General features: G+C 43.4%; 10 protein-coding genes. 5 read left to right on the top strand and 5 right to left on the bottom strand.

Annotated elements, in window-relative coordinates:
• The first annotated feature begins 482 nt into the window (after positions 1-482).
• A complete protein-coding gene (locus AB4298_RS07430; RefSeq protein WP_249000311.1) occupies positions 483-938 on the top strand; it encodes an RNA recognition motif domain-containing protein in 456 nt (151 codons plus the stop codon).
• 13 nt (positions 939-951) lie between these two features.
• On the opposite strand, the gene murI is transcribed toward AB4298_RS07430, so the two are convergent.
• Positions 952-1,755 (bottom strand): glutamate racemase, encoded by an 804-nt coding sequence (gene murI, locus AB4298_RS07425; protein ID WP_371986215.1) that lies wholly within the window; start codon positions 1,753-1,755, stop codon positions 952-954.
• 199 nt (positions 1,756-1,954) lie between these two features.
• Between murI and trmA the strand changes: the two genes are divergently transcribed.
• Complete coding sequence (gene trmA / locus AB4298_RS07420; protein ID WP_249000309.1) at positions 1,955-3,052, top strand: tRNA (uridine(54)-C5)-methyltransferase TrmA; 1,098 nt, start codon at positions 1,955-1,957, stop codon at positions 3,050-3,052.
• Between the two features lie 61 nt (positions 3,053-3,113).
• On the opposite strand, the gene fabR is transcribed toward trmA, so the two are convergent.
• A complete protein-coding gene (gene fabR / locus AB4298_RS07415; RefSeq protein ID WP_249000308.1) occupies positions 3,114-3,728 on the bottom strand; it encodes an HTH-type transcriptional repressor FabR in 615 nt (204 codons plus the stop codon).
• 138 nt (positions 3,729-3,866) lie between these two features.
• Here fabR and AB4298_RS07410 point away from each other — a divergent pair, with 138 nt between their 5' ends.
• The 3 genes from AB4298_RS07410 to mnmH all read left to right on the top strand — a co-directional run bounded on the left by AB4298_RS07410 (position 3,867) and on the right by mnmH (position 7,307).
• Positions 3,867-4,973: an acyl-CoA desaturase gene (locus AB4298_RS07410; protein ID WP_249000307.1), complete on the top strand. Its 1,107-nt coding sequence runs from the start codon at positions 3,867-3,869 to the stop codon at positions 4,971-4,973.
• A 196-nt stretch (positions 4,974-5,169) separates the two neighbouring features.
• Complete coding sequence (selD, locus tag AB4298_RS07405; protein WP_371986213.1) at positions 5,170-6,210, top strand: selenide, water dikinase SelD; 1,041 nt, start codon at positions 5,170-5,172, stop codon at positions 6,208-6,210.
• The gene (mnmH, locus tag AB4298_RS07400; RefSeq protein WP_249000305.1) at positions 6,210-7,307 is read left to right on the top strand and encodes a tRNA 2-selenouridine(34) synthase MnmH; all 1,098 of its coding nucleotides are present in this window, start codon (positions 6,210-6,212) and stop codon (positions 7,305-7,307) included. The genes selD and mnmH overlap by 1 nt, the downstream gene beginning before the upstream one ends.
• A gap of 40 nt (positions 7,308-7,347) precedes the next feature.
• On the opposite strand, the gene AB4298_RS07395 is transcribed toward mnmH, so the two are convergent.
• From AB4298_RS07395 to cysQ, 3 genes are read right to left on the bottom strand one after another with little or no spacing between them, the layout of a single operon-like run.
• The gene (locus AB4298_RS07395; protein WP_371986212.1) at positions 7,348-9,075 is read right to left on the bottom strand and encodes an MFS transporter; all 1,728 of its coding nucleotides are present in this window, start codon (positions 9,073-9,075) and stop codon (positions 7,348-7,350) included.
• 5 nt (positions 9,076-9,080) lie between these two features.
• On the bottom strand, positions 9,081-9,542 hold the full coding sequence (locus AB4298_RS07390) for a GNAT family N-acetyltransferase (RefSeq protein WP_249000303.1): 462 nt from the start codon (positions 9,540-9,542) through the stop codon (positions 9,081-9,083).
• Complete coding sequence (cysQ, locus tag AB4298_RS07385; RefSeq protein WP_249000302.1) at positions 9,535-10,344, bottom strand: 3'(2'),5'-bisphosphate nucleotidase CysQ; 810 nt, start codon at positions 10,342-10,344, stop codon at positions 9,535-9,537. Before cysQ ends, AB4298_RS07390 begins: the two co-directional genes overlap by 8 nt.
• Positions 10,345-10,383: the final 39 nt, after the last annotated feature.

Genomic DNA, 10,383 nt, shown 5'->3' with positions numbered 1-10,383 from the left:
CGCCTTAGACGCTTAGGTCGTTTGGCTGAGGAGGCGTATTCTACACTTCCTAGTGTCGGCGTCAAGCGCTTATTTTAAGAAGTTTTTCAAGCGATGATTCTTTGTTCAAGTCACATCAAATTGAGCTTCTAAAGCGATTGTCACCTGAGACTAATTTCCGTAGAAGTTAATCTCTCTAACTCCGTGTGCTTGGCTAGTTGCCTGCTTCACCGTGTCAGTGGGGTCGCATTATAGGGAGATTCAAAAAGAGCGCAAGTGCTTTTTATCAAATAAATGTTCGCCTGCTGAACTTTTCAACAAAGCTCGGTTTTTAGCTTATTTATCCTACTTTTTATGGCTAAAACAGCAGCAACTTTATGCTAGGTTATAGATAAAGTTCATTTTTTCAGCAACACACTAGTCTATTGGCTAATAATTCATTACCATATGGCAGGTTATTAACAGTTAGTTATCAATTCATTTATTCTTTAGAGATTATATTTATGCAGAAGTCATTCTTGATCGTCTTGGCCGTAGCCATTATAGGTGCACTCGCTATTTTTCAAATTGCACCGGATCTAAACGGCGCCATTGCTTTCTTTACTGGTGCTATCATCGCGAGCGTTATTTTTTCTCTTCAATCTAAAACGCCTGCTTCTACAACTAACAGCAACGAACCATATAGCGGTCCGACCATGACACTATATGTAGGTAATCTTCCTTATCGTGTACACGAAGGTGAAGTAAAGGCGCTATTTGGTGAGTTTGGCCCAGTAAACTCTGTACGTTTAGTTAGAGATCGCAAGACTGGTCGTCGTAAGGGCTTTGGATTTATTGAAATGTCAGAAGCTGGCGCTAAGAAAGCCATGGCTAAACTGAATGAGTTCGACTTCCAAGAAAGAACATTAAAAGTGCGCGAAGCTAAATCGCAAGATTCAGATAAAAGTGACAACGCATAATAGTGATGTATAGCTAACCTTGATTAGCTGAAGATCGTGACACTATAGTAGTGAAGCCTTTTTCAGCTAGTCGGGTTGTTAACCCTTCATTGATCCCCTCTGTAGTGTAAATAGCTGACCAATGCTTTTGTTGCTGAGTGCTTGCTGTACTTCCTAGTTGTTCCAACAAAAAGCACACTCGCTGCGCAACCGCTTTACCTGAATCCAATAGTGTTACTCCTTGCCCTAATACTTGCTGTATTTCTTTAGCAACGATTGGAAAATGGGTGCAACCGAGTACCAGCGTATCAAGGTTGGTTAATTGGATTGGCTTGAGCTGTTTAGCGAGATTAACTAAATCGATCTCTTCACCTGCTAATTTGGCCTCCGCGAGCATCACTAACTCAGAAGAACCAAACAACTCAACCTTACAACCTTCAGCGAATTGCTCAATCAGCTCTCTAGTGTAAGAGCGTTTTATTGTGCCCGGTGTTGCTAGCAATCCTATATGGCGCGCTTTTGATAATTGTGCGGCAGGCTTTATTGCTGGTACCACGCCAACAATAGGTATAGATAGTCGCTCTCTTAATGCAGGTAACACCAAAGTGCTAGCAGAATTACAAGCCACAACGACCATGCAGGCATTAGTTCGCGCGACTTGTTCACATATTAGCTCAACACAACCTTCAACTAATACTGACTCTTCCAGCTCACCATAAGGTAGACGAGCATTGTCAAATAGATAGCAGTAACTTTGGCCTGGTAGTGCTTTTCTGATTTCATCGAATATAGATAGACCACCAATACCCGAATCAAAAATTAGAATAGGTCCCGACAAAAGTATTCTCCGCGATAAGATAAAATGACATCAGTTTGTATATAAGGTGCGCGCTCAAATATACGATCGAGCAGCAGGATTAACTATATTGCTTTAGAATTTTCCCACAAGCTAGGTAAAATCGGAAGCGAGAAACTGGACATCCCAGCTATCTAGTATAATATTCCGCCCCTAATTTAATGCCTACGGTGATCAAGATATGAATTTAGCAGCAATGGATCCTACAACCTATGATGTGCAGCTCGAAGCAAAGCGCGTCAAGTTAACTCAGTTATTTGCTGATTTTGACACTCCAGAGCTTGAAGCATTTAGCTCAGAGCCTGCTAATTACCGTATGCGTGCTGAATTTCGTGTTTGGCATGAAGGCGAAGATCTTTACTACTATATGTTCGATAAAGAGCTAAATAGCAAAGTTCGCTGCGATCAGTTTCTGCCTGCCAGTGAACTGATCAATAAAATGATGCCTGCTTTAGTTGAACTATTAAAGCCAAACACCATTTTACGCCATCGTTTATTCCAGATTGATTTCTTATCAACCCTAAGTGGCGAGATCTTAGTATCACTGCTTTACCATAAACAACTTGATAGCGAGTGGGAGCAACAAGCTAAAATCCTCAAGCAAACATTAAGCACTCAGTTTAATATGAATTTGATTGGCCGTGCTCGTAAGCAAAAAATCATTTTAGATAAAGACTTTGTGGTTGAGTCACTTAATGTTGCCGGCAAGCAGTTGCAATACCACCAGATTGAAAATAGCTTTACTCAACCTAACGGTAAAGTGTCAGTTAAGATGCTTGAATGGGCTATTGATGTCACCAAAAATAGCACTGGTGATTTACTAGAGCTTTACTGCGGTAACGGTAACTTCTCTATTGCATTGGCACAAAACTTTGACCGTGTATTAGCAACTGAACTTGCTAAACCTTCTGTTGAGTCTGCCCAGTACAACATTAAAGTTAACCAAGTAGACAACTTGCAGATCATTCGCATGTCAGCTGAAGATTTCACTGAAGCGATGGCGAAAAAACGTAGCTTTAGACGTTTAGAAGGTATCGATTTAGATAGCTATAACTGTAATACCATTTTCGTCGATCCACCTCGCGCTGGATTAGACGCAGACACAGTAAAGTTGGTACAAGGTTATGAGCGTATCGTTTACATCTCTTGTAACCCGCATACCTTGATCGACAATTTAGCCGAACTAAGCAAAACTCATAACATCACTCGTTTTGCATTATTTGATCAGTTCCCATATACCGACCATATGGAGTCTGGTGTATTTCTTGAAAAGAAATAAGCTTCCAGTCCCACAAAAAAACGGCATCCTTTAGGATGCCGTTTTTCGTTTAATCATTCGATTACTTCTGCTCTTTTTTATGCTGTAAGGCCTCAGCGCCTTTAGCAATCATATGCAGCTGGATAACTAAACGATCCGCCAGAATTTTACGATCCGCGCGTTTCATATCCAGTGCTGCAGCACCTGCGTTAAACACCAATGTCACTAACGCCTCAGCTTGTGCGTGAGCTAACTCGGGAGCACGATTAGCCGTCGCTTCGGTATAATGTGCTAATTCAGAAATAAAGTGCTCGATTTCACGAGCTACTGCGCCCCTAAAAGGTGCAGATGTTCCTGAACGCTCATGTAATAAAATACGGAAAACGTTTGGGTTCGATTCAAGAACTTCCATAAAGGTTTCAACAGAAATACGAATAACACTACCGCCCGCTTCAGCACGTTGACGCCCTTTACGCATCATTTGTCTAAGCGTTAAACCACCTTCATCCACCATGGTTAAGCCCAGCTCATTCATATCTTTAAAATGGCGATAGAAAGAAGTGGGAGCAATATTGGCTTCACGTGCAACTTCACGCAAACTCAGGCTAGAAAAGCTACGTTCAGCGCTTAATTGACTAAATGCCGCATCGACAAGTGCCCGCCGCGTTTTCTCTTTTTGTTGTGCTCTAATGCCCATCTTGAACCTACTTACAAAAATTATTCCTTGAATAATACCGCTTTTTAACACAAAACGCAGCATCAACAAACTTGACCAAGATCACTATCCAAGTTAAATTAGCGTACAGATGTACGCTCAGCGAGAGATAGAACTATAATGAAAAAACCTCCAATCATCTGGATGAATGTGAGTCTGTTCACCATCACATTTGCCTCTGCCGTCATATTAGTGCCTTGGTACGGAATAGCCTATGGATTTGAAGCTATCGAATGGCTAGCCTTTGTTGTGCTCGCTTTTGCTAGCGGCCTATCTATTACCGGTGGTTACCACAGATTGTGGTCTCACCGTACCTATAAAGCCCACGCTTCAATCAGATTCCTATACGCTCTTGGCGGCGCCCTAGCCCTGCAAAACAGTGCGCTACACTGGTCTTCTGATCATCGAGTTCACCATAAACATGTTGATAATAACGACAAAGATCCTTACTCAGCCAAGATGGGATTTTGGTACAGCCATATAGGCTGGATGCTGCGCGAATATCAATCCCAGCGTTACCATGATTATAAAAACGTGCGTGATCTACAGAACGATAAAATCGTCATGTGGCAACACAAGTATTACCTTCCACTATTGCTGCTTATGAACTTTGGCCTACCAATACTATTGGGCTGGTTAAATGGCGACATTCTCGGCATGCTACTGTTAGCCGGATTGTTACGCTTAGTTGTCGTGCATCACTGCACCTTCTTTATCAATTCTTTAGCGCATATCTGGGGCTCACAGCCTTATACAGATAAAAATACCGCTCGCGATAATGGCTTCTTAGCACTGTTAACCTATGGCGAGGGCTATCATAATTACCATCATATTTTTGAAAATGACTACCGCAATGGTATTCACTGGTGGCAATACGACCCAACTAAGTGGCTAATTGATGGTTTAGCATTAGCGGGGCTAGCTGATAACCGCCGCATAGTGCCACAAGAACGTATTGAACATGCGCGCCTGCAAATGCAACTTAAGCGCACACAAAATAAAGTGGCACACTTACCTAATAGCGAAGAGATAATCGACAAGCTTCAAGCTGAGTATGAGATGCTTAAAACGCATCTTGCTGACTATTACGCCGCTAAAAAAGCCTTGATCGAAGCTAAGCGACAACAACTTGCTGATAAGCATCTACTTAGCCAAGTTAAAGAGTTAAAACAGCGCTTTAAGCAACAACAAAAAAGCTGGCACAGTCTTACTGCAAGCTTTGGTTAATAACCAGCATTAATACCTATCAAAACAGCCGCTCACTAGAGCGGCTTTTTATTTGCGGGCCAAAAAAGCCCGATTAGGTTAATTATTCTCTGCAGGATAAGCCTCAAGTCTCAACTTGTACTTGCGGTTGATTGAAGTCACTGGGGTATGGGTCTATTATGATCGGCTACTTACCTTTTTAGGGCGATTTAAGCTCATGTCAGATTCAGAAATCAAACTTACCGAATATAGTCACGGTGCGGGCTGCGGCTGCAAAATTTCACCAAAAGTGCTGGGCACGATTCTTGCCACCCAGTTACCCGTTTTTGATGATCCGAATCTGCTAGTAGGTAACCAGACTCGCGATGATGCTGCGGTTTATAAGCTAAACGAAACCACAGGTATTATCAGCACCACTGACTTTTTCATGCCGATAGTAGATGATCCATTTACCTTTGGTCGCATTGCAGCCACTAACGCGATTAGCGATATCTACGCCATGGGTGGTACACCTATGATGGCGATTGCGATTTTAGGCTGGCCGGTAAATAAACTGCCAGCAGAAGTGGCACAGCAAGTGGTTGATGGCGGTCGTAAAGCCTGTGCCGATGCAGGTATTATGCTAGCCGGTGGCCACAGTATTGATTCGCCAGAGCCAATCTTTGGTTTGGCCGTTACTGGACAAATTCCATTAGAAGAGCTCAAGCAAAACGATACCGCTAAAGCTGGCGACAAACTTTACCTAACTAAGCCGCTGGGGATTGGCATTTTAACCACAGCACAAAAACAGAAAAAGCTTGCCGATGCAGATCTAAACACAGCAGCTGAAGCCATGTGCCAATTGAACATTCTCGGCCCTAAAATCGCTAAGATCCCCCAAGTTAACGCATTAACTGACGTAACGGGATTCGGCCTAGCGGGTCATTTACTTGAAATGTGCCACGGTGCCGACCTTAGTGCTAAAATTGATGTGAGCTTACTGCCATTGCTGCCAAACGCACGTCACTACCTAGAATTAGGCTGTATCCCTGGTGGCACCCATAGAAACTTCGACAGTTACGGTGAGCACTTACCAACATTAACAGAAGAGCAAAAAGCGATTATTTGTGATCCACAAACCAGCGGTGGTCTACTCATTGCGGTAGCTGAAGAAGGCGAAGCTACACTTACCACTCTGCTAACTGAAAATGGTATTGAACCTATCTGTATTGGTCAGCTAATTGAAAACAATGCGGGTAAAACCGTGGAGCTGATTTAATGTCACTCAATAAAGTGCGCGCAAGCGAATATCGCCGCATTCTCGTTAGCGATCATCCCATTATGGATGCCCGCGCGCCTGTCGAGTTTGACAAAGGAGCCTTCCCAGCCAGCGTTAATCATCCCCTTATGGAAGATGAAGAGCGCCGTTTAGTTGGCACCTGCTATAAAGAACAAGGCCAACAAGCCGCTATCGAACTGGGGCACTCCCTTGTTCATGGCGATGTAAAACAGCAAAGAATCGCTGCTTGGGTTAAGTTTTTTAGCGAAAACCCTGACGGTTACATTTATTGTTTTCGTGGCGGTTTGCGCTCTCAGCTAACCCAGCAATGGATTAAAGAAGCCGGCTTAGATATCCCTTTTATCGAAGGTGGCTACAAGGCAATGCGTCAGTTTCTAATTGAAACTATTGACGCTGCACCGAGTGTAAAGCCTATGCTGATCTTAAGCGGCATTACTGGTAGTGGTAAAACCGACTTTCTTCTCAAACGCAAAGAGGCGGTTGACCTTGAAGGACTTGCGCATCATCGAGGCTCTAGCTTTGGTCGCTACCATGAAGGGCAACCAAGCCAAATCAACTTTGAAAATGCACTCGCTGTTGCGCTATTAAAGCATCAAGACAGTGAAGCTAAACACTTGCTACTAGAAGATGAAAGCTACCTAATTGGCCGCTCAGCCCTGCCTCAAGCATTTTATGCTGGTATGCAGACTGCCAATGTATTGGTATTAGAAGAATCTTTAGACGCTCGCTTAGCGCGCCTGTTAAACGAATATGTACACAAAATGCATAGTGGTTATATTCAGAGATTAGGCGAAGAGCAAGGGTTTACCGCTTTTGCAGAATACCTAGCCCAAAGCATTACAGGAATTAAAAAGCGCCTTGGCAATAAGCAGCATGATGAGTTTCAAGCTATTATCACTAACGCCTTAGCTATCCAGCAAAGCCAAAATGATACCAGCGCACACTTAGAATGGATTGAATTGCTATTGGTCAAATACTACGACCCAATGTATCAATACCAAATCGATAAAAAGGCCGAACGAATTATCTTTAAAGGTGATCATCAGGCTATGCACCAATGGCTAGATAACCAATAAAGCATTTATTACCTCATTAACAGCTGGCAATTTTTACTAATTAGCCTGCTGTTAGTGGGCGTATTTCTAAAACTAATCGCTTTGCTCCATCAGCTTTAACTGACAGCTTGGTTGTGACACAAGTGTAGTCTTTTAGCTCTGCTTGAACCTGCTTTAACTGCACAGCACTGACGCAAATGACACTGTCGATATCAAGCTCTGCAGCCTCATAACTTTCAGTACTAGCATCCTTCGTTGTAGCATTATTATCTGTAGCATCGTCTACGCTGCTCGCCAAATAGCTAATGCACAATACTGCGCGACGATAAAAACGATTGAGACTCAGCCGTTGAATCATGCCCTCGGCAAAATGTACTGGGTGAGTAAAACTGCCGTAAAGTAACATCATGTCACTCCAACTTAGGTTATCAGTCACCACAATCAACTTAGCTTGCTTATGCAAAGCGTTAGGGTCGTCTAAGCTCACTTTATGTTTAAACCTACGGTAGTAATAACTGCTCATGCTCAACAGTAACTCAGGCCACCCCAACAACAGCCAACATAAAACCAGCACATTACCCACAGCTAAGAGTAAAAATAGTTGCTCAATTTGCCACTGAAAAACATTCAAAATAACCATGGCAAATACTGCTGATGTCACCATAAACAACGCATTGATAATATTATTGCTGGCAATCGCTTGGGCACACTCGCCACCTTTTGCCCGTGCCTGAATGTAGGTATACAAGGGCACTATAAATAAACCACCGCCTCCCCCTATCATAAACAGATCAAGCATCAGTCGATAATGGTCAGCTTCGGCAATAAAGCTTTGTAGATTATAAAGTGCTGCTAGCTCAGGTTTAGCAGGGATCGCAAAGTACAGGTCAATACCAAAGCCTGCCAACAAGGCTAAACCTAGCGGCATAATACCCAATTCAACTTGATGACAAGACAGCCGTTCACAAACAAAAGAGCCGGCAGCGATACCCACCGAAAACAGTAATAACAGCAAGGACACCACTGTAGGGTCAGCAGCGAAGGTAATACGTGCAAAATTAGGGAATTGCGTCAGATAAGTTGCACCGACAAACCAAAACCAACTAATGGCTAAAATCGCGACCCAAATACCCGGTGTGCGACGTGCCTTTTTAATATTGGCAAATGTTGCCCTAACAATAGAAAAGTGCGGTTTTTGCAGTGAATGGGCAGGAATGCTTGGAATAAACCAGCTTGTTAACGCTCCTATCAAAGCCAAGATAAATACACTGGCTGCCGCCCAATAAGTCGCATTGTCACTAGCAACTATCAATCCTGCAGAAATCGTTCCCGCTAAGATAGCCAGAAAGGTTCCCATCTCAACCCATGCATTACCCGACACGAGCTCACTGTTATCAAGTACTCTTGGCAACAAAGAATACTTTACCGGCCCAAAGTATGCCGACTGTACACCCATTAAAAATAACAGTAACAACATCACCATGTAGCTGTGACTAACAATCGCAAATACCGCGAACGACATGATCACTAACTCTAGTAATTTTAATCTGCGGATCAGTGCGGATTTATCAACATAGTCAGCAACTTGACCTGCATGGGCGGAAAACAGTAAGAAAGGTAAAATGAATAGACCTGCGGCCAAATTGACGAATAAATTAACGTCGATGGGAAGTTCATCAACTTGGGAATAAGCGACTAAGAGCAGCAGCACATTCTTAAATACATTATCGTTCAATGCGCCAAGGCATTGAGTAACAAAATAAGGTAAGAAGCGCCGGCTCAATAACATCAGGGTTAGGTGTTCTCCGCTTTCGCAAAGCGCATCAATAACCGCGGCTCACCTTTACCAAAATAGTCAGCCTCAAAGCCATGTTCAATAAAACCATGGCGAGCATATAGCGCTTTAGCTGGATTGTCTGGTGCAACGGTTAACTGCAAATAGTTAACCTCGGCCGGTAAGGTGCTGATCAGTCTTGAGATTAGCTGGCCGCCAATGCCCTGACCACGAGCAGTATCGGCGACAGCAACGGATAGAACCCAGTGAGTATCAACTTCTGCACTCGTCGATGCTAACAGATAGCCGAGCACAGAGCCTTGGCTATCTTTAGCGATCAAAAAGCCGTTAGGCCAGCAATCTAATGCCTGTCTAAAGAAAAAATCAGGGTAGCTATGCCCAGCAAAACATTGCTGTTCGAGGGCATCGATTGCGATTAGGTCTGATTTAGTCGCAAGGAAAAAATCAACCGCATCATTCATTGATTAAGATTTGATCCCATTCTAAAGCAGGAGATCCCACCACGATAAAGTTAGGGTTTTCTAAAGATTCACGCTCATTATAAGTTAATGGCTGCAGGTTAAGATCCATAATTTGACCGCCCGCCTCTTCAACAATAATTTGCGCAGCGCCTGTATCCCACTCCCCCGTAGGACCAATACGTACGTAGCAATCAGCGCGACCTTCAGCAATTAGGCAACTCTTTAATGCTGCGCCACCCAATACTACTAATTCGCAGTGTTTATCTTGATTAAATAGCTTAATCACAGATTGCGGATCTTGACGGCGACTGACTGCTAAGCGCAGTGAATCAGAGTCATTGGTTAGCTGTTTACTACTAATACGCACTTCTATGCCGTCTTTACGCTTGTAAGAACCTAATCCTGCAATGCCGTAATAACAAACTTCAGTCATCGGTGCATATACCACGCCCATAATCGGGCGATTATGTTCTACTAACGCGATAATCACTGAGAAGTCACCGCTGCCAGCGATAAACTCACCGGTACCATCTAGTGGATCCACTAACCAATAGCGTTGCCAGTCACAGCGGTCCGCAAAGGGAATGTCTGCATCTTCTTCTGAAAGAACAGGAATGTCTGGCGTCAATTCTGTTAGCGCGCGGGTAATAATTTCATGGGCAGCGAGATCTGCAGAGGTCACAGGTGTATTGTCAGATTTTATCTCACGCTCAAATTCACCTTTTTGGTAAATATCGCGGATCTTTTTACCTGCAAGCGTGGCAATTTCAATGACTTGATCTACATAATTCTCTGGCTTCATAACTACTCCAACAGCCTAATACCCATGACCTACGTCGAT

This window comes from Shewanella sp. 10N.261.52.F9 (assembly GCF_041471165.1).
Classification (GTDB): domain Bacteria; phylum Pseudomonadota; class Gammaproteobacteria; order Enterobacterales; family Shewanellaceae; genus Shewanella; species Shewanella marinintestina.
Note: the sequence above shows the minus strand (reverse complement) of the source record. Positions and strands in the feature narration are given on the sequence as shown.

Excerpts from the sequence above, each read along its gene's own strand:
- mnmH (WP_249000305.1), top strand. The coding sequence starts at position 6,210 with ATGTCACTCAATAAAGTGCGCGCAAGCGAATATCGCCGCATTCTCGTT.
- AB4298_RS07410 (WP_249000307.1), top strand. The coding sequence starts at position 3,867 with ATGAAAAAACCTCCAATCATCTGGATGAATGTGAGTCTGTTCACCATC.
- fabR (WP_249000308.1), bottom strand. The coding sequence starts at position 3,728 with ATGGGCATTAGAGCACAACAAAAAGAGAAAACGCGGCGGGCACTTGTC.
- selD (WP_371986213.1), top strand. The coding sequence starts at position 5,170 with ATGTCAGATTCAGAAATCAAACTTACCGAATATAGTCACGGTGCGGGC.
- AB4298_RS07430 (WP_249000311.1), top strand. The coding sequence starts at position 483 with ATGCAGAAGTCATTCTTGATCGTCTTGGCCGTAGCCATTATAGGTGCA.
- trmA (WP_249000309.1), top strand. The coding sequence starts at position 1,955 with ATGAATTTAGCAGCAATGGATCCTACAACCTATGATGTGCAGCTCGAA.
- AB4298_RS07395 (WP_371986212.1), bottom strand. The coding sequence starts at position 9,075 with ATGTTATTGAGCCGGCGCTTCTTACCTTATTTTGTTACTCAATGCCTT.
- cysQ (WP_249000302.1), bottom strand. The coding sequence starts at position 10,344 with ATGAAGCCAGAGAATTATGTAGATCAAGTCATTGAAATTGCCACGCTT.
- AB4298_RS07390 (WP_249000303.1), bottom strand. The coding sequence starts at position 9,542 with ATGAATGATGCGGTTGATTTTTTCCTTGCGACTAAATCAGACCTAATC.